Genomic DNA, 18,354 nt, shown 5'->3' on the forward strand with positions numbered 1-18,354 from the left:
CCAATGATTAATTACTTAATTTAGCCCAAAAGTATTGAATGCTATTTTTGATTCCAGAAAATGATTTACCTTGGTTAAACATATGCTTAGCACTATAACGCAAATGGTTGCTACTTTTTGCTTTTAGCAATGGAATATCCTTCCATGGTGAAGATTTTTTGGCCTCAATAAATGGCTGTGCAGTCGCATAGTTCGCCCACTCATGCCATGGTTTAGTCGGACCAATATAATGAATTAATATCGTATTATCTGTTATTGGGTTCTCTTTTTTATCTTTTTGCAGCTCATAGTTTAAGCTATATTGTGTATTATACTTTCCATCAAGATAAATAACTTTGCCTGTTAGTAATATATTAAGAATATCCTGATCTAAATAGGATATTTTTGCTTTTATCTCTTCTTGAGATAATAATTCCATCGCTTTAGCCGAAATATCTAGTCGAGACCAGTTTATCAGATTGATTAGTAAAAACCCTGCGTTAAAATACCCAGAGGAAATATTAGGAACCCCTAAAGCATCAGCTCTTTTCTGCCACCAAACAGCATCTCTTTCAGGTACAACAGCAGCAACTTGATCATCGCTAAACTTAATATCTAACAATTCATTTAATGAACCCTGACATATAATATCTGCATCCATGTAAATCATACGTTCTAATTGATTTGAAAAATAATCTGCGATAATAAATCGAAAATAGGTTGCGTATGACCAATTTTTAGTACTTGGTAATGACTTTAGTTGCTCACAGTCAACTAGGTAAATGATAATACTAGTATTATACTGGCTTGCGAGTTGTTTAAATAAACCTTTCCATTCATCGTCAAAATAATCAGTAAAAATATGGAAGACAAAATGCATATCCGAATTATTTTTTAATATCGATGCAATAGAGATCCCACATCCATACAAGAAGTTACGGTCTATACCATAAGAGATATGTAAGCTAGTACTAGGGTGTTCCTCACCAGAAGAAGATAGATTTATCTGTTTAGTTACTGCATTTTGTTTATCAAAAAACATATTCTTTTTACTCTCTTTTTCGGAGAATGTTACAATGACTTTCTAATTGTACGCTCTTGGATTTTTTTTGCCTTGCTTCCTGCCTTGAGTACCAAAGCTTGTTCTTCTTTTAAAATTTCTCGTAAAGGCAAATCAAAGTAAACCTTCATAAAACGGAAAATATCTCTGCTTGTTAGGCCGATATTTAATGAAGAAAAGTATAACCCAATAAGATCTTTATCACGCCAACGAGTTGGAACCTTCTTTCTAAGTTGCGCTCGATGTAAATCTATCACCGAGATTTTCAAATCCTGCTCTTCACCTGAGAAAGGCAAGTGTAGTAAAAAATGGCAAATATAACAGTCGCGGTGATTAATACCAACGGCGTGCATTTTACGTACCATTTGAGCAACACGGCGAATAATCAATTGTTTAACTCTAAAATCAGGCGCTAGGCTTGGCCAATTTGCACAGTAATCTTCCAAACTCACCGTTGGCGTTAAATCTTTCGTAATAATAAAGGAATGGCGGCGTAGCGGATTCACACCCTTTTGCCCAAATGCACGGCCATCCATCGTATCCACACCCGCTTTTGTTAGCCGATGAATTGCGTTCCACTCCCTATCAGCCCCCAATACTGGTAGCCTTAATGAAAACAGGTTTTTTAACACCTCTTTTAAGCTTGTACCATAATGGATTTTGATAAAATAGCTCTCACCACCAAGCTCAAAGCGCAATGTTTTGCGACTTTCTAGCTGACGAAAAACCTCACCTTCTAACTGCTCAGTTTCAACAAAAGGATCTTTATTTTTCCATAGCTCACTAAAAGGTGTTTTAAGTTCAATCATCTAGATGTCCTAAAATAATATCAGCCGCTTTTTCAGGTAAACTATATAAGTCCTCTGTATCCGCAAAATGCCGCGCCTTTTCTGCCCAATTTTTTAATTGTTGTTTATTTTGCAGGCTTTCTGAAAGCGCAGAATCTAACGTTTTTTGCTCAAATGGTTCACGGATCACAATACCGCATTGAGCATCAGCAATAAATGAAGCATAACCACAAACTTCCGTAACAATAATGGGTAAACCTGCTGTTATAGCTTCCAGCAACACAATACCCGCCGCTTCTTGGTATGCTGGATGCATTAAGATATCAGCCGCTGCCATTAGCTCAGCAACATCATTACGCCCACTAAAAAAGGAGACTTGTTTACCTATACCCAGTGTATTTGCTAGACGCTGATATTTTTCAGGCTTATCCTGCCCAACTACCATTAATAACGTATTTTTCTTAATCTCCTCAGGCAATGCAGCCATCGCTCTTAAGGTTCTATCGACCCCTTTACGCTTAAAGTCGGAACCAACCTGCAACAACAAATACGCTGACTGAGGTATCTGATTTTTCTCTCGATAAATTTGCCGCGCATTGGGGATTTGTTTATCGTATTTTCTATCTTGCGCAATCCCCGGCGGCAGCATATAAAAACGCGACGCTTCTGTAGCATAGTGTTTTTTAAAATGTGCAATTTGATGAGGTGTTAACATTAATAGCTTAGTCGGCTTCCCTGTCTGAAACACCGCTTTTTCAAACCGGGCATAATGTTTATAGCGAGGCGTCAATTTGTAGAAAAAACCTTTTTCATTGGCGACTTTTTCTGCGTAACAAACATCCGCTGCATAGTAAACATCTAAGCCCGGCATCTTATTAAAGCCAACCACACGAGCTACAGGATGTTGTTTAATATGTGCCTGAACCCACTCACAATACTGCGCATTACGTCCATGATTGGTTTTAGAAGTCACAGGCACAATGATAATTTCAAACCCTGCAGGTTTATCGCCATCCCATGATTGAGTATAGACGCGGATCTGCTGTCCTCTTGCCTGACATGCTAATGCAATACGCAAAAAATCACGCTGCAAACCACCGAATGGAAAATACTTGTACAGACAAAATGCCAAAATCATCTCAGAGCCTTGTCATTATTGAACGAATATTCATAGGCAGCATTTTTTCTGTTGCCTCGATAACATCAGATGCAGGAATGATAGAAAGATATTTTTTAGTTCTATCGAGCTTTTCTCTTGGTGGCATCGCCTCATAATCACCCGCCCAAAACTGCACAACATTATCACTCCACGGACGCCAAAATACATTATTCGTTGCGCCAAACAAACACACTATTGGTGTATTTACAGCCGCTGCAATATGCATCGGTGCTGAATCAACCCCGATAAATAACGCGGCATGCGCAATTAAGGCACCAAGCTCAGGAAACGTCGTTTTACCTGCCAATTCAGTAATAGGCTTAGTTTGGCAATGAGAAGCAATCGTCTCAATACAGTTTAGGTCTTCTTTACTTGGCCCTGAAGTCAAAACAACCTGATACCCACGAGATTGTAATGCATCAATGACTTGTGCAAATTTTTCATCATCCCAACATTTAAATATCTGCCGTGCGGTTGGCTGGATCACCACATAACTGCTGTGTACACCTAGCTCTAATAACTTTTGATCGATATTTTTCCAATCTTCTTCTGTGTATGACATCGTTAAATTGGTTTTTAGATTCGTTATTTTTAACGGTTCAAGCACAGAAAGATTATTCATAACAACGTGTTCACCATGAGGCTCGGTCAAGTGTGTAAAGCTATTTAGCCAATATTTGGAATCTCGATGACCAAATTTATGGGAGATTTTCATTTGGGCAGGGATAGAACGCACCAGAAGAGACACCATCCATTGGTCAGCTAGATTCACAACTAAATCATACTTATTACGGCGTAGTTTGAATAATAAACGAATAAAATTACATGCTTTACTTAGACCATTCGCCTTTTTACCTTTCATACCATATAAGGCATGAATTTCCCTATTTTCAGACAAAATAGGGATCGTATCTTGATAAAGTAACACGTCAATCTCGGCATCAGGATAGTTTTGTTTTAATGTACTGATGACGGGCGTCGTCAGTAACATATCCCCATGAAACCGCATCTTGATAACAAGAATTTTTTTAAACTGTTTTTTCACCAGACACTCTTAATTATATCTATACGTAAAATGACATAGTTCTTTGACAAAAACTAACACTATTAATTCAATCAATAATAAACATGTTACTACTTTAGTAATAATCGATATAGCTTTGAATGCCTATCGTCATAGCTTTTTGATTTTTAAAATAAAAAAACCCAGCCAAAGCTGGGTTTTTTATAAGAAAACAAAAATTATTTAATTTTTGCTTCTTTGTAGATTACATGCTTACGAACAACTGGATCGAATTTTTTCATTTCCAGTTTTTCTGGCATAGTACGCTTGTTCTTCGTAGTGGTATAGAAGTGACCAGTACCTTCAGAAGAAACCAGCTTGATTTTCTCGCGAATACCTTTAGCCATTTTTTAGCTCCTTAGTACTTCTCACCGCGGGCACGCAGTTCAGCAAGAACAGCATCAATACCCTTTTTATCGATAATACGCATGCCTTTAGCAGATACACGCAGTGTTACGAAACGTTTCTCAGACTCAACCCAGAAACGGTGAGAGTGCAGGTTTGGCAAAAAACGACGCTTGGTCGCGTTTAATGCGTGTGAACGGTTGTTACCGCTCATTGGACGCTTGCCAGTAACTTGGCAGACTCGTGACATGTCTATTCTCCAAAAATCTAATCAGCTCGAGCTTTTTTGTTCTGGGTATGGCCGCCTCGTCAGGCTTAGGAGCCCATCTCAGCAAACTTTATTGACTGAAAAGAATGTTATCATCTTAGTAAAAAAATTTACTGAGATAGGCTCTTCTCGCCAAACCCAAGATCCTCAAAGGTGGCGTAGTATACGCTTTCAATCGTTCTCACTCAAGCCCAATGCGGCAAAAGTTGTCATTTTTTAGTCAAAAAAATGCTTTTACAACCACCCTCGTTCAAGAAACGAAACACAATTTTTATGCCCAACAACAAAATGGTCAAGTAATTTAATCCCCATTAAAGTACAAGCCTCCTTAATACGAAACGTCACTTGCCTATCAGCGTCACTCGGCTCTGGGTTATCTGAAGGATGGTTATGTGCCAATATAATCGCACTGGCATTCATTTTCATTGCAAAACGAATGATTTCTCGAGGATGCACCTCTACCCGATTGATCGTTCCCCTAAATAACTCTTCGTAGCTAATAATTTGATGTTGATTGTTCAAAAATAAGACGGTGAAAACCTCTCTTTCTTGACCAGAAAATAGCTCGACTAGCCTCATTTTTAATAGGTTTGGGTCTGATATCACATCTTCATATAAAAATTGTTCAGCAAAAAACCGGCGTGCCAGCTCACTAATTGCCTGAAGTTGGGAGAACTTACACACACCAATTCCCTTGCATTTCGACAGCTTTGAGTAATCCGCTTGTAAAAGAAGGTATAAAGAACCGAACTCTTTGAGCAAACGTTCCGCAAGTTCAATTACTGATTCCCCTTGCCTACCTGTTCGTAAAAAAATCGCTAATAGCTCTACGTCAGTCAGTGCTACCGCACCATAAGCTAACAGTTTTTCCCTTGGCTGTAAGTTCTCTTCATATTCCATCATCACCCCCCTATTTCTCCTTTTGCGCTCCCACTTTTATATGCAGACGATAGGCACAACAACGCATAACTGGTGAATTTGCGTAGCGCTTCGCAAAAATAAAAGGGTGATGATATATACAGTGCTCTCAACGATATTTCTGATATGATAAGATGCTCTTCACGATAATTAGATGGATAGAACCATGACACAGCTATTAGGTAAAAAAATAGTTCTCGGCATTAGTGGTGGTATTGCCGCGTATAAAATTCCTGAACTAACCCGTCGGTTACGTGATGAAGGCGCAATAGTTCGTGTTGTTATGACCCATGGTGCAAAAGCCTTTATAACCCCTTTGACGCTACAAGCGGTTTCCGGTCATCCTGTCTCTGATGATTTACTTGATCCCGCTGCTGAGGCCGCAATGGGCCATATTGAATTGGCCAAATGGGCAGATATCATCATATTAGCGCCGGCTACCGCAGATTTAATTGCTCGGGTCACTTCAGGTATGGCTAATGACCTACTCACGACAATTTGTTTAGCTTCGGCAGCCCCCATTGCTGTTGTACCTGCCATGAACCAACAAATGTATCGGGCAACCGCAACACAAGAAAATTTAATTAAACTGAAACAACGTCAATATATTATCTGGGGTCCAGATAATGGTAGCCAAGCCTGTGGCGACGTTGGGCCGGGTCGAATGATAGACCCACTCGAGATAGTACGCCTAACTTGCGAGCATTTCCGCTCTCGAACAGACTTACAAGGTGTAAAAATCATGATTACTGCTGGGCCTACTCGTGAAGACTTAGATCCCGTCCGTTTTATCAGTAATCACAGTTCTGGGAAAATGGGTTTTGCAATCGCCGAAGCGGCAAGCCAACGAGGGGCACAAGTCACTTTAATCGCTGGTCCAGTGAATTTAGCAACGCCCTCCGGAGTCACACGGGTTGATGTTATCAGCGCTCTCGATATGTATGAGCAAGTCCACCACACTATTGCACAACAGGATATCTTTATTGGTTGTGCTGCCGTTGCTGATTATCGTGCAAAAACCATCGCAGAAAATAAAATCAAAAAGCAAGGTGATGAAGTTGCCATTACATTAGTTAAAAACCCAGATATTGTTGCGAGTGTTGGTCAGTTAACGCAAAATCGCCCTTATGTGGTTGGGTTTGCAGCCGAAACCCAAAATGTGGAAGAATACGCACGCCAAAAGCGCCAACAAAAACAGTTGGATCTAATTTGCGCGAATGATGTTTCTCTCGCTGATAATGGTTTTAACAGTGATAATAATGCGTTACATCTTTTCGATGCCTTTGGTGATGTCCGTTTACCACACAGTAGTAAACTTGAATTAAGCCACCGTTTATTAGACGAGATATTTCAACGTTATGAAAAAAATTGATCTAAAAATTCTTGATCCCCGTATTGGTAATGAATTTCCGTTACCAACTTATGCGACATCTGGCTCCGCAGGGTTAGATCTACGTGCCTGCCTTGACGCGCCAATTGATTTGGCACCCGGTCAGACTGAACTAATTCCTACTGGTCTCGCTATCCATATTGCTGATGAGCAACTTGCAGCGGTGATCCTTCCTCGTTCAGGCCTCGGTCATAAGCACGGCGTGGTACTCGGTAATTTAGTAGGCTTAATTGACTCTGATTATCAAGGCCAACTGATGGTGTCTGTTTGGAATAGAGGCAACCAGACCTTTACAATAGAACCAGGTGAGCGCATGGCTCAAATGGTCTTTGTACCCGTTGTTCAAGCAGAATTTAATATCGTCGATGACTTTGATGCTACAGAGCGTGGAGCCGGTGGTTTCGGTCATTCAGGTCGTCAATAAATCTGCATAATCCTAATTCAAAGCTTTACTGGTAATATCAACGCTATGTTAAGTGGCGGAATAAAAATAAAATTATCAGTAAATTAACCGGAAAATAGGCGGTGTCGTTATAGTAAAAGGGCTCTGTTACCAGGGGTATTGTTATTCAACCCTCACTTGTTTATCACGACAAAAGATCCGTTGATGCAACGGGTCTTAATAATGCTAACAATAATGATGAGTTGAATGTGTTATGCTACGTTTGTTTGATATCTCTAACAAAAAACCTCAAGTCTTACCGTATTGAGGGCTGATACGCTAACGTGTTCAGAGGATTTAAAGCGTTCCAACAACAAGGAATAGTTATATCTTCATTTAACACGAAGTGTTACGAGCGTGCATCTAACCATAGATAACAAGAATAGACCTTTGGAATTAATAAGCTCTCATACAAACCGTCCTATTTTATCTTCTTTTTGCCCTTTGATGGCTATTTACTCAGGGCAAAATTTTAGATAGTTTGTTTTGCTGTTTTAGCAGGGGTCTTATCAGACATGGCAGAAAAAGCGATAACAAAAAAACGCAACAGGCGCGAAGAGATTTTACAATCACTTGCGCTGATGTTAGAAAGTAGTGATGGTAGTCAACGAATTACAACCGCAAAACTAGCGGCAAATGTTGGTGTATCAGAAGCCGCACTCTATCGACATTTTCCAAGTAAAACCAAAATGTTCGATAGTTTAATTGAGTTTATTGAGGACTCTTTAGTATCGCGTATTAATCTTATCCTGAATGATGAAAAAGATACGCTAACTCGTATTAAATTGATTTTAGCGCTTATTTTAGGTTTTTCAGAAAAAAATCCTGGCCTAACCCGTATTATGACAGGCCATGCGCTCATGTTTGAGCAAGATAGGCTACAAGGGCGTATCAATCAGCTCTTTGAACGGATTGAGTCACAGCTACGGCAGGTATTAAAAGAGAAAAAAATACGTGACGGTCAAGGCTTTATCCATGATGAATCCCTATTGGCAACGCAATTACTTGCTTTTTGTGAAGGGATGCTATCGCGTTTTGTCCGTTCAGAATTTCGCTATCGCCCAACGGTAGAATTTGAATCTCGCTGGCCTTTAATTTTAGCTCAGTTACAATAACAGATTAAACTACTACTCACCCCGCCCACCCTTTGGGCGAGGGCTTTTTTCTTTTAGTGGGTTATTTCCCTGAGTTAACACTCACTGAAAGCTAAAGTACTGCTTGTAGAGAGAGGCCTGCTACTTCGGCATCTTTTATGCAAACTGATAGGGTAACTATGGCAAGTCACCCTTAATTTCCGGCTCTATTTAAAGCCAACAACGTGTAATACATTAAATACCATATTGCTGGCGATAAGCTTTCATCGCAATAAGGTGTTGCTGCATATCCTCACGTTCAGCCAGATAAGCGATCAAGTCGCTCATGGTGATAATGGAATACACTTTACAGTGATAATCACGCTCAACTTCCTGTACAGCAGAGATCTCACCTTTCCCTTTCTCTTGGCGGTCAAGGCAGAGCAGAACACCATTTAGCGTTGCATTGTGTTGCTTAATAATTTCCATCGACTCACGGATAGCAGTACCTGCCGTAATCACATCATCGACCACAACAACACGCCCCTGTAATGGGCTCCCAACCAGAGTGCCTCCCTCACCATGATCTTTTGCTTCCTTACGATTAAAGCAATATGGCATATCCACATCATGATGCTCAGCAAGGGCGACAGCCGTGGTTGTGGCAATCGGTATGCCTTTATAAGCAGGCCCAAACAGCACATCACACTCAATCGCACTTTCCTTAAGCGCTTGGGCATAGAAACGACCAACTAATGCCAAATCACGCCCCGTATTAAATAAACCCGCATTAAAAAAATAAGGGCTTTTACGGCCTGATTTCAGCGTAAACTCACCAAATTTTAGTACCTGTTTTTTCATGGCAAGTTCTATAAATTCGCGCTGATAGGCTTTCATGGGTCAATCTCCTCAATCGTTAACATCTATATATTAGGTTGCATATCTCTGGCGATATTTACCAAATCGCCGAACATAAAAAAGGCGACTATTTCAGCCGCCTATTAAAAATAACTTTATTTCAACGCTTCTCGTTGAGCTTCAAAAATCGATCCTAGCCCCGTTTTTGCTAGCGCTAATAATGATAAAAGCTCATCATGGCTAAACGGCTCACCTTCTGCTGTTCCCTGAACTTCGATCATGCGACCATCGTCCATCATCACAACATTCATATCGGTTTCTGCTGCGGAATCTTCGACATATTCAAGATCGCACAATGCTTCACCATCAACGATTCCGACAGAAACTGCTGCAACCATAGATTTTAGTGGGCTTTGTGCAAGTTTACCCTGTTCAACCATTTTATTGAGGGCATCAACCAACGCAACGCAAGCACCTGAAATTGCAGCGGTACGTGTTCCGCCATCGGCTTGTATTACGTCGCAATCTAAGGTAATGGTGTACTCACCTAATTTTTTAAGGTCAACCGCAGCACGTAGAGAGCGTGCTATCAGGCGTTGGATTTCCATTGTACGGCCTGTTTGCTTCCCTTTGGCTGCTTCACGTTGATTTCGTGAGTTGGTTGCGCGAGGTAACATGCCATACTCAGCGGTAACCCAACCTTGACCTTGCCCTTTTAGGAAACGAGGTACTCCTTCCTCTACTGTTGCATTACATAACACCTTAGTGTCGCCGAACTCAATAAGAACAGAGCCTTCCGCATGCTTAGTATAGTTGCGTGATATTTTAATCGGACGCATTTGGTCTGCCATTCTGCCTTCTGGACGCATGGTGTTATCTCCATTTTCAACTTAATTGCCGCGCATTATACGTCCTTAAACCGATAATGCCTATCCTGACATCGCGCATAGCGCTATAATCCTTCTAGTATTCATTTTGATAGGAACGAATTATGATCCGTAGTATGACCGCTTTTGCCCGCCGTGACATCAAGGGTGAATGGGGGAGTGCGGCCTGGGAGCTGCGTTCCGTAAACCAACGTTACCTAGAAACATATATCCGCCTACCTGAACAATTTCGAAGCCTTGAACCGGTGATCCGCGAGCGGATCCGTGCACGCCTTACTCGCGGTAAAGTCGAGTGTAACTTACGTTTTGAATTAGATGGTGCAAAACGTGGAGAGCTTATCCTTAATGAGGATCTAGCTCGCCAAATTATTAGTGCGGCTAACTGGGTGAAAAACTACAGCCACGAAGGTGAAATTAACCCACTTGAAATTCTGCGCTGGCCAGGCGTTATGTCCGCTGAGGAGCAAGATTTAGATGCTATCAGTGAGCAGCTATTAGCTGGCCTTGATGAGACCTTAGATGCTTTCATTCAAAGTCGAGAAGCTGAAGGTGCTGCGTTACACGCTCTTATTGAGCAGCGCCTTGATGGTGTTTTAGTGGAAGTAGCCAAAGTTCGTCAGCATATGCCTGAAATTTTACAATGGCAACGTGACCGTTTACAGGCGAAGTTAGAAGAGGCTGATATTCAAGTCGATAGTAATCGTTTAGAGCAAGAGCTGATTTTGCTCGCCCAACGTATCGATGTCGCTGAAGAGCTTGATAGGCTTGAAGCTCATGTTAAAGAGACCCGCAATATTCTTAAAAAGAAAGATGCAAATGGCCGACGTTTAGATTTTATGATGCAAGAATTTAACCGTGAATCCAATACATTAGCGTCAAAGTCTATCAATAGTGAAGTGACTAACTCTGCAGTTGAGTTAAAGGTCTTGATAGAACAAATGAGAGAGCAAATTCAGAATATCGAATAGTATTTTAAAACATATTACCAAGCCAGCCGATACACTGTATTCGCTGGCCTTGATAGTATTAACGTAATCCATACAATTTATTGAAACTAATGCATATCAGTAAACTATACTTACTTTTACTATAAGGCTAAAAGAAGGTGCTGCACGCCGAAAAAATGCAGTGATAACTTCAACACCCACCTTATTCAACTGCAAATATCATCCTATCATCAGTCGCTTACAGCGTACTTCTCCGCTAATCAAGGTACATTTTTCTCCTCTCTTTTTTAACGCTACCCGAAAACTTATTCAAATGATTAAGATTATAACCTGATGAATTAAATCAAAAAAAACATTAACTCATCAATAAATAGAAAAAGATTATAGGTTATTGTTCCGGACATTTTACATATGATAATGATAATTGTTATTATCTAATCTTGCTCAAAAGGGGTCTAAATATGAAGATAGTTAATCACCTGCTCTCAATAACATTTATCACATCACTCTCATTTTCAGCATTAGCAACGACTTATCCAATCACAATCACCGATATGGACGGTCAAAAAATCACGTTAAAGCAAGAGCCTAAACGTGTTGTGCTACAGGATGGTCGAGATATTTTAACCCTTGCTTTGCTTGATAGGGACGATCCATTTAGTCGTGTTGTTGCATGGAACAACAACCTTAAAAAATCTGATCCACAAACAGTAACGTTACTGGAGAAAAAATGGCAAGAGGATATGCAGAAAATCCCAGACATGGGGTTTAATGATAAAGGTGAGGTCAATACAGAAGTGGTTATTGCGCAAAAACCGGATGTATTAATTGCGCAACTGCGTGCAAAGCCAGCCTTAGAAGGTTCAGGTGTTGTCAGCCGCTTAAAAGATGCCAATATTCCTGTCCTATATATTGATACTTTCTTACAGCCCGTCAAAAATACGCCAGCTAGCGTCGATATACTTGGATTAGTGCTCAATAAGGAAAAAGAGGCCAAAGCATATACTGATTTCTACAACACACGCTTGTCTGATATCCAGAAAACGACTGCAAAAATTGAAAATAAACCACGTGTTTTTATTGAAGCCAAAGCGGGCGCAAATGGTAGCGATAGCTGCTGCTTCACCCATAACAACGCAGGTTGGGGTGGGTTAGTACAGGCAATTGGTGCAGATAATATTGGTAGCCAATTCTTGCCTGGCGCTTCTGGTACTGTCTCTTTAGAACAAGTGATTGCCACTAAGCCTGATGTCTATATTGTTACAGGCTCTCGTTGGGTCAATAAAAATAATATTGCAGCACCCTTTGGTTATGGCGTAACTGAAGACGAAAATCAACGTGGTTTTGAACGGCTCAAAAAACGTGTTGGTTTTAACCAAATCAGTGCAGTAAAAAATAACCGCCTATATGGCGTTTACCATAATTTTTATAACCACCCTTACAATATTGTCGGTATGGAGTATCTAGCGAAATTCATCTATCCCGAACAATTTAAGTCACTGAAACCTGAAGAAACCTATAATCAAATCATTAAGGAATTTACGACAATCCCAGTTTCAAAAGCAATTTGGGGTTCTCAAGCTGAACATTAATGATTATGCAAACTGCCCTCCAATTGTAGGGGGCAGTTTATCTCCTATCGAATAAAATACATTACCCTTTTGCTGCTGCAAGTTCACTTTCCCTATCATGATGGTAGTGGAACGTGAAGTAGAAAATAACAGCAAGAACAACAGTATAAGAGGCAAAAACAAGCCAAATGGTATGCCAATCTTTTACGCCATCGACGCTAAAGTAGTCAACGACGAGACCACTTAATATCGCCCCAAAATAAGCGCCGACACCATTGACCATTGTCATAAATAGCCCCTGAGCGCTTGCTCTCATTCGATTATCAACTTCCTTTTCAATAAAAATAGAACCCGAAATATTGAAGAAATCAAAAGCACATCCATAAACAATCATGGATAAGATCAAGAACATTAAACCTATTGCAGAAGGGTCACCAAAAGCAAAGAAACCAAATCTTAATGTCCAAGCGAACATACTTAATAACATGACAGTTTTAATGCCATAACGCTTCAAGAAAAATGGAATGGCTAAAATAAAACCAACTTCTGCCATTTGTGAGATAGACAGTAAAATAGATGGATACTGTACGATTAAACTATCTTGAAATAGCGGGTCACGAGCAAAATCATGTAGGAATGGGCTGCCAAACGTATTGGTTATTTGTAAAACAGCGCCTAATAACATCGCAAATAAAAAGAAGAAAGCCATAATAGTTTTTTTAAATAACACCAAAGCGTCAAGGCCCAGTTTACTGACCCAACTACTTGAGATAGCTTTTTTATTCACGGCAATATGAGGTAGTGTCAAAGAATATAGTGCCAACAATAACGAACAACTTCCTGCAATATAGAGCTGCATGCTACTTAATTCAAATTTTAATAAGCTAATGCTCCACATAGCAATAATAAAACCTACCGTACCAAACACTCGGATTGATGGGAAATTAGCCACAGAGTCTAATTGGTATTGGCTTAATGAGGAGTAACTAATTGAGTTGGATAAAGCAATGGTTGGCATAAAAAGGTAGGAGGTACAATGACTGAAGTGAGTATCGCTCCCCCCGTTACCATAATTGCGGAACGCATCATAGGATCGGTTTTCACCGCGAGTGCACCACTCACATAGACACGTATCGCATTCGACAAAGCAGCACATAAACCTAATGCAACACCTAACCAATGGAATTGGATATGCATCGTATTAAGCAACCCCGTAGCGAATGTCGTACCAATTAAGATAAATAATACTGACACCAGCGTCATTGCTGTAGGAGCTCGGCGAGTTACAGCCGTATTTATCGCCACCCCCATCCAAGTAAATTGCAGAAATAGCACAACACCTAAAGCAGGAGATAAATACTGCAATGATGCGTAATACAATAGCCCAGTTAATCCTGTTGTTGTCCCTGTCAATAACATCAATATTGATTGTTTCTTCGATGGCCAACTGAGTGACTTTCGCCTAATGGCGGAGCCAATCAAAACAAATAGCCAGAGCAGAGCCGCCCCTAGCACGGTTTGGCTACCGATGACATCATTCAAAGAAAATCCGGCCTGATAAGCCAATACAACCAATGTTGACAAAATGCCATAGCTGCAAGCGCCCAGTGAAACTAAAACTAACCCTTTTAATTTCATTTCATACCTACCTACATGGTGTTCTATGGCACTCTTTATATTGTTTTGAGAATAAGTTAGAAGCGAGCGATCACGCCAGTGACTAATTTCAAGAATGTCGCCTTCACTTTCTCGGCAGTTTCAATCACTTCATCATGGCTTAATGGTTGCTCTAAAATGCCACACGCCATATTGGTTAAGCAGGAAATACCCACTGTTTTGATTTGTGAATGGTGAGCGACCAGTGCTTCCGGTACGGTTGACATACCGACGGCATCCGCCCCTAGCGTTCTAATCATGCGAATTTCGGCTGGTGTTTCATAAGTCGGGCCAGTCCACCAGGCATAGACACCTTGGCGCAGCGAAACGCCTTGTTCTTTGGCAACATCAAGGATCACTTGACGCAACTCTTTGTTATAAACTTCGCTCACATCCAAAAAGCGAACGCCTAATTCCGGGTTATTTGGCCCTATCAGCGGGTTATTAGCAGTTAGGTTGATATGGTCAGTGATAACCATCAGATCACCGGGGTTAAAGTCAGTATTGACGGCACCGCAAGCATTGGTAATGATCAATTTCTCGACACCTAATGCTTTCATCAGACGCACAGGAAAAGTGACTTGGTCGAGAGAAAAACCTTCGTAATAATGAAAACGGCCTTTCATTGCGACCACATTTTTACCTGCGATAGTACCGATCACCAATTCATTCGCATGGCCAACCGCTTCGGACTTAGCGAAATGTGGGATCTCGCTATACGGGATATGGACTGCATTTTCTAATGTATCGGCAAATGGCCCCAAACCAGACCCTAAAATGATACCAATCGTTGGTTTTGTCGCTGTACGTGATTCAATAAAACGCAAGCTTTCTAAAATATCATTGGTGTTATGCATGGAAATCTCCGGATCGTGCCCAAAAGAGTGAATGAGGTGATGATAAAGTAATTTAAAAACCAATCAGCGATCTTAATCTCATTTTAAGAAAAAGATTCTCGCTATGATCTTATTTAAACAGCAGGATTTTTTGAGCAGATCTGCTAATCTTGGACGCGGCGTGTCTTGATAAGAAAAAGGTGATGACTTGTTACTTACACTATTGAATGAATTTCGCACCTCGAAAAATTCAAAAACTCGTAAACTCAAAATGCTGTATAGGCTAATCCTGAATCATGGGCCAGTAAGAGCAGAAGAGCTATCATCATTAGCGAGTATGAAACCCGCGACTTGTGCAAGACTGCTTGATGAGTTAAGTAAAAGCCAATTAATTTCGACATCGGAATTGGGGGAATCAACGGGAGGACGCAAGCCAATATTGTATAGTATCAACTCGGATGATGGGTATGTTGTTGGGATTGAGATGAGCGATCTCTACTCAACCATTATGTTGCTTAACCTAAAATTAGATATTTTAGGCATGCTGAAAATAAAAAGTGAACAGCTAGAGACAGCAGAAAATATGCTGGATCACCTATTGATCAAAGTTGAACAGTTATTATCTGAGCACCAATTAACAATCGAAAAAATACTGGGTATTGGCATCGCCATTGATCATATTCTAGAACGAGATAAGGTCGACTTTACTAAATATGATGAGCGGATCAGTAGCCTATTCAATTATATTGATAATAAAGTGCCCTGTTTTGTGACACTGGGCAGTGGTATCACCTTTGCCGCGCTTGCCGAATACCGTTTAAGGTATCATTCAAAAAGCCAACGTTTTTTATTTACAACTTGTGATACGGACATACGTAGCTGTACCATCATCAATAATACCTTTGCCCCTGCGCCAATCAGTACCGCTCAAGCTTTTGGTCACACGACGATTGATATTCGAGGGCTAAGATGTGAATGTGGCTCTTATGGATGCTTAAAACAATACAGTTCCTTATCGGCCATAAAAGCACGCATTATTCAGCAAATTCGATTAGGAAAATCTTCAATCATTAATCAGTTAGTCAGCACTGAATCGGAGATTAATTATCATACTATTTTCCAAGCACTCGCTATGGATGATAAATTATGTTTAGAAGTGCTAGAGGAAGCTGCCTATTATTATGGCCTTGCGATTGCAAACGTTATTTTAACATTACAGCCGGATGTTGTGGTATGTGGTGGTACATTGACACCTAAAAACCATTTTTTTGCCATGACGAAAAAGTCGATAGAAGCGAAAATGGCTGCATTTCCACATATTAAAACCCGTATTTTTCCAGCAAATGACTCCTATGAAGTCGTCGCTCAAGGTGCGGGTGGAATGGTATTAGAAAATTATTTGGCGGATTAATTTTAGGTTAACAAAGACTGGCGAGATCAGGTGACATAGGAGACAGTGATGCAATTTGAAACGACTTCAGAAGAGCAAATTTCAAAAACTAAGCAGCGATTTATTGAACATTCACCCCTGATCCATTGTATGACCAATGACGTTGTACAAACCTTTACTGCTAATATTTTATTAGCCCTCGGCTGTTCCCCTGCTATGGTGATTGAACCCGAAGAAGCGGAGCAATTTGCTGCTATTGCTGATGGTTTATTAATTAATGTAGGCACATTGACCGCAAACCGCCAAAATGCCATGTCATTAGCGGTACACAGTGCTAAAAAAGCTGAAAAGCCATGGGTGTTAGATCCCGTTGCGGCTGGTGCACTGACCTTTCGCACCCGCTTTTGTCATGAACTGCTGGCTTTATCGCCAACTGCCGTTCGTGGTAATGCGTCTGAGATTATGGCGCTAGCAGGATTTAACCAAGGTGGTCGAGGTGTCGATTCATTAAACACCACGAATGATGCCCTACCTGCCGCCCAATCTCTTGCCCAAACAGCCCAAACCATTGTCGTGATAAGTGGAGAAATTGACTATATTACCGATGGTCAAAGAACGATGGCTATCTCTGGGGGCCACCCAATAATGACCCGTGTTGTCGGTACCGGTTGTGGGTTATCTGCCGTTGTTGCGGCAAGCTGTGCATTACCCGGAGATCGGTTAGCCAATATCGCGAATACATGTGCCATCATGAAACAAGCAGGCGAAATTGCAAAGCAACGCTGTCGTGGAACGGGTAGCTTTGTGCCTGAATTTTTGGACGCATTATCATCACGCTAAATCAGCGTTAATGCCGTATATCGCGACATTTATAAACGCGTTTTCTTACCACGTATTTTACGCGACCAATGACGCATGTTATTTCGCAACATGATAAATTGGTACATAAAATTCTTTTTATCAGGTTCGATACCATAAAACCGTTTTAATGCAATTAAGTCATTCGCTTTGCAAATCGCGAGATGACCAAAGTCTGATAAATCGATAATTTTAAGTCCATTATCGGTGAGCACCAGATTACCTGCATGAATATCATTCGATGCTAAATCATAAGCATGGAGTTGGTTAATAAGTGCTGCTATTTCGCGGTAATAAGGCGTGATATCGCTGACCTCCGAAAGTACTGTGCCCTCAACATATTCGGCAATAATCCATGTTTCAATGGATTCTCGGCAGCGCATCTTTTCGGCCACAAAATAGATATCATTTGTGATAGTACAACCTTGATTTTGCGCACGCACTAAACGATAAAGTAGGCGGGAAAAATAAGGGCCATGCACCATACGCATAATTCGCTTTTCTAAACGACTATCGCGCTCTTTTTCACACTTAATGATGTAGTTTTTCCCATTAATCGTAATACGAGCGACACTGCGCTCCATATTGCCACTATTGAGATTTTTACCAACAATTTTGCCTTGGATATAATCATCAATGACTTGCCAATAATCTATATCACTCTCTTTTTGATAAACCTGATACCCATTTTTTTGTGACTTTATTATATTTTTCATTGCTCGCCATTTCACCGTACCATCTGTTTCAACCAATGCTAACAATTACCTACATTCATTTCTTAGCGATTGTTGCAGATTATAGTTAAAGAATGGCAAGTATCCACTGTGAGCTAGCCAGCATAACAGCTGGCTAGTGATAGATCAGAA

The 18,354-nt window shown here is 40.6% G+C and carries 19 protein-coding genes and 1 pseudogene; 7 read left to right on the plus strand and 13 right to left on the minus strand.

What is annotated here, in order from left to right; all coding sequences use genetic code 11:
- Positions 1-7: 7 nt before the first annotated feature.
- The 7 genes from waaO to radC all read right to left on the minus strand — a co-directional run bounded on the left by waaO (position 8) and on the right by radC (position 5,565).
- Positions 8-1,021, minus strand: a complete 1,014-nt coding sequence (waaO, locus tag PSE69_RS10330) for a lipopolysaccharide 3-alpha-galactosyltransferase (protein WP_154610467.1) — start codon at positions 1,019-1,021, stop codon at positions 8-10.
- Positions 1,022-1,050: 29 nt separating this feature from the next.
- Positions 1,051-1,848, minus strand: a complete 798-nt coding sequence (gene rfaP, locus PSE69_RS10335) for a lipopolysaccharide core heptose(I) kinase RfaP (protein ID WP_004924252.1) — start codon at positions 1,846-1,848, stop codon at positions 1,051-1,053.
- On the minus strand, positions 1,841-2,965 hold the full coding sequence (locus tag PSE69_RS10340) for a glycosyltransferase family 4 protein (protein ID WP_040132603.1): 1,125 nt from the start codon (positions 2,963-2,965) through the stop codon (positions 1,841-1,843). Before PSE69_RS10340 ends, rfaP begins: the two co-directional genes overlap by 8 nt.
- Position 2,966: 1 nt before the next feature.
- A complete protein-coding gene (rfaQ, locus tag PSE69_RS10345) occupies positions 2,967-4,031 on the minus strand; it encodes a lipopolysaccharide core heptosyltransferase RfaQ (RefSeq protein WP_004924247.1) in 1,065 nt (354 codons plus the stop codon).
- 197 nt (positions 4,032-4,228) lie between these two features.
- Complete coding sequence (gene rpmG / locus PSE69_RS10350; protein ID WP_004924244.1) at positions 4,229-4,396, minus strand: 50S ribosomal protein L33; 168 nt, start codon at positions 4,394-4,396, stop codon at positions 4,229-4,231.
- Positions 4,397-4,407: 11 nt separating this feature from the next.
- Complete coding sequence (rpmB, locus tag PSE69_RS10355) at positions 4,408-4,644, minus strand: 50S ribosomal protein L28 (RefSeq protein ID WP_004924239.1); 237 nt, start codon at positions 4,642-4,644, stop codon at positions 4,408-4,410.
- A gap of 252 nt (positions 4,645-4,896) precedes the next feature.
- Positions 4,897-5,565, minus strand: a complete 669-nt coding sequence (radC, locus tag PSE69_RS10360; protein WP_272675222.1) for a RadC family protein — start codon at positions 5,563-5,565, stop codon at positions 4,897-4,899.
- A 181-nt stretch (positions 5,566-5,746) separates the two neighbouring features.
- Here radC and coaBC point away from each other — a divergent pair, with 181 nt between their 5' ends.
- From coaBC to slmA, 3 genes are all read left to right on the plus strand, one after another.
- A complete protein-coding gene (gene coaBC, locus PSE69_RS10365) occupies positions 5,747-6,952 on the plus strand; it encodes a bifunctional phosphopantothenoylcysteine decarboxylase/phosphopantothenate--cysteine ligase CoaBC (protein ID WP_272675223.1) in 1,206 nt (401 codons plus the stop codon).
- A complete protein-coding gene (gene dut, locus PSE69_RS10370; RefSeq protein WP_004924226.1) occupies positions 6,939-7,394 on the plus strand; it encodes a dUTP diphosphatase in 456 nt (151 codons plus the stop codon). Before coaBC ends, dut begins: the two co-directional genes overlap by 14 nt.
- 533 nt (positions 7,395-7,927) lie before the next feature.
- On the plus strand, positions 7,928-8,527 hold the full coding sequence (gene slmA, locus PSE69_RS10375) for a nucleoid occlusion factor SlmA (RefSeq protein ID WP_004924223.1): 600 nt from the start codon (positions 7,928-7,930) through the stop codon (positions 8,525-8,527).
- A gap of 213 nt (positions 8,528-8,740) precedes the next feature.
- On the opposite strand, the gene pyrE is transcribed toward slmA, so the two are convergent.
- Together pyrE and rph are read right to left on the minus strand one after the other, a co-directional pair.
- Complete coding sequence (pyrE, locus tag PSE69_RS10380; RefSeq protein WP_004924221.1) at positions 8,741-9,382, minus strand: orotate phosphoribosyltransferase; 642 nt, start codon at positions 9,380-9,382, stop codon at positions 8,741-8,743.
- 116 nt (positions 9,383-9,498) lie between these two features.
- Positions 9,499-10,212 (minus strand): ribonuclease PH, encoded by a 714-nt coding sequence (gene rph / locus PSE69_RS10385; RefSeq protein WP_004924220.1) that lies wholly within the window; start codon positions 10,210-10,212, stop codon positions 9,499-9,501.
- A 122-nt stretch (positions 10,213-10,334) separates the two neighbouring features.
- On the opposite strand from rph, the gene PSE69_RS10390 reads away from it, so the two are divergent.
- Together PSE69_RS10390 and PSE69_RS10395 are read left to right on the plus strand one after the other, a co-directional pair.
- Positions 10,335-11,198 (plus strand): YicC/YloC family endoribonuclease, encoded by an 864-nt coding sequence (locus PSE69_RS10390; RefSeq protein WP_014657191.1) that lies wholly within the window; start codon positions 10,335-10,337, stop codon positions 11,196-11,198.
- A gap of 440 nt (positions 11,199-11,638) precedes the next feature.
- Positions 11,639-12,769, plus strand: coding sequence for an ABC transporter substrate-binding protein (locus PSE69_RS10395; RefSeq protein ID WP_014657190.1), 1,131 nt, complete (start codon positions 11,639-11,641; stop codon positions 12,767-12,769).
- A 61-nt stretch (positions 12,770-12,830) separates the two neighbouring features.
- Here PSE69_RS10395 and PSE69_RS10400 read toward each other — a convergent pair.
- The 3 genes and pseudogenes from PSE69_RS10400 to PSE69_RS10410 all read right to left on the minus strand — a co-directional run.
- Positions 12,831-13,769: pseudogene (locus tag PSE69_RS10400) on the minus strand (nucleoside permease); the annotation flags it as partial.
- Positions 13,721-14,386 carry a hypothetical protein gene (locus PSE69_RS10405; protein WP_230088988.1) on the minus strand — a complete coding sequence of 222 codons (666 nt, stop codon included), beginning with the start codon at positions 14,384-14,386 and terminating at the stop codon, positions 13,721-13,723. The pseudogene PSE69_RS10400 and the gene PSE69_RS10405, both read right to left, overlap by 49 nt.
- 56 nt (positions 14,387-14,442) lie before the next feature.
- On the minus strand, positions 14,443-15,261 hold the full coding sequence (locus PSE69_RS10410) for a purine-nucleoside phosphorylase (RefSeq protein WP_004924203.1): 819 nt from the start codon (positions 15,259-15,261) through the stop codon (positions 14,443-14,445).
- Between the two features lie 187 nt (positions 15,262-15,448).
- On the opposite strand from PSE69_RS10410, the gene PSE69_RS10415 reads away from it, so the two are divergent.
- Both PSE69_RS10415 and thiM read left to right on the plus strand, forming a co-directional pair.
- Entirely contained in the window at positions 15,449-16,651 is a 1,203-nt protein-coding gene (locus PSE69_RS10415; protein WP_154610469.1) for an ROK family protein, read from the plus strand.
- 48 nt (positions 16,652-16,699) lie between these two features.
- Entirely contained in the window at positions 16,700-17,470 is a 771-nt protein-coding gene (thiM, locus tag PSE69_RS10420) for a hydroxyethylthiazole kinase (protein WP_121874751.1), read from the plus strand.
- A gap of 29 nt (positions 17,471-17,499) precedes the next feature.
- Here the strand turns inward: thiM and PSE69_RS10425 are convergent, their stop codons facing one another.
- Positions 17,500-18,204, minus strand: a complete 705-nt coding sequence (locus PSE69_RS10425; protein ID WP_225829611.1) for a lipopolysaccharide core heptose(II) kinase RfaY — start codon at positions 18,202-18,204, stop codon at positions 17,500-17,502.
- Positions 18,205-18,354 lie beyond the last annotated feature (150 nt).

Source organism: Providencia sp. PROV122 (genome assembly GCF_028482365.1).
Classification (GTDB): Bacteria; Pseudomonadota; Gammaproteobacteria; order Enterobacterales; family Enterobacteriaceae; genus Providencia; species Providencia stuartii.

Bases quoted from the DNA above. Each gene is read 5' to 3' on its own strand.
- rph (WP_004924220.1), bottom strand. From the start codon at position 10,212: ATGCGTCCAGAAGGCAGAATGGCAGACCAAATGCGTCCGATTAAAATA.
- radC (WP_272675222.1), bottom strand. From the start codon at position 5,565: ATGATGGAATATGAAGAGAACTTACAGCCAAGGGAAAAACTGTTAGCT.
- PSE69_RS10425 (WP_225829611.1), bottom strand. From the start codon at position 18,204: ATGAAAAATATAATAAAGTCACAAAAAAATGGGTATCAGGTTTATCAA.
- rpmG (WP_004924244.1), bottom strand. From the start codon at position 4,396: ATGGCTAAAGGTATTCGCGAGAAAATCAAGCTGGTTTCTTCTGAAGGT.
- dut (WP_004924226.1), top strand. From the start codon at position 6,939: ATGAAAAAAATTGATCTAAAAATTCTTGATCCCCGTATTGGTAATGAA.
- PSE69_RS10340 (WP_040132603.1), bottom strand. From the start codon at position 2,965: ATGATTTTGGCATTTTGTCTGTACAAGTATTTTCCATTCGGTGGTTTG.
- rfaP (WP_004924252.1), bottom strand. From the start codon at position 1,848: ATGATTGAACTTAAAACACCTTTTAGTGAGCTATGGAAAAATAAAGAT.
- PSE69_RS10405 (WP_230088988.1), bottom strand. From the start codon at position 14,386: ATGAAATTAAAAGGGTTAGTTTTAGTTTCACTGGGCGCTTGCAGCTAT.
- PSE69_RS10395 (WP_014657190.1), top strand. From the start codon at position 11,639: ATGAAGATAGTTAATCACCTGCTCTCAATAACATTTATCACATCACTC.
- PSE69_RS10390 (WP_014657191.1), top strand. From the start codon at position 10,335: ATGATCCGTAGTATGACCGCTTTTGCCCGCCGTGACATCAAGGGTGAA.
- coaBC (WP_272675223.1), top strand. From the start codon at position 5,747: ATGACACAGCTATTAGGTAAAAAAATAGTTCTCGGCATTAGTGGTGGT.
- slmA (WP_004924223.1), top strand. From the start codon at position 7,928: ATGGCAGAAAAAGCGATAACAAAAAAACGCAACAGGCGCGAAGAGATT.
- PSE69_RS10410 (WP_004924203.1), bottom strand. From the start codon at position 15,261: ATGCATAACACCAATGATATTTTAGAAAGCTTGCGTTTTATTGAATCA.
- rpmB (WP_004924239.1), bottom strand. From the start codon at position 4,644: ATGTCACGAGTCTGCCAAGTTACTGGCAAGCGTCCAATGAGCGGTAAC.
- thiM (WP_121874751.1), top strand. From the start codon at position 16,700: ATGCAATTTGAAACGACTTCAGAAGAGCAAATTTCAAAAACTAAGCAG.
- waaO (WP_154610467.1), bottom strand. From the start codon at position 1,021: ATGTTTTTTGATAAACAAAATGCAGTAACTAAACAGATAAATCTATCT.
- pyrE (WP_004924221.1), bottom strand. From the start codon at position 9,382: ATGAAAGCCTATCAGCGCGAATTTATAGAACTTGCCATGAAAAAACAG.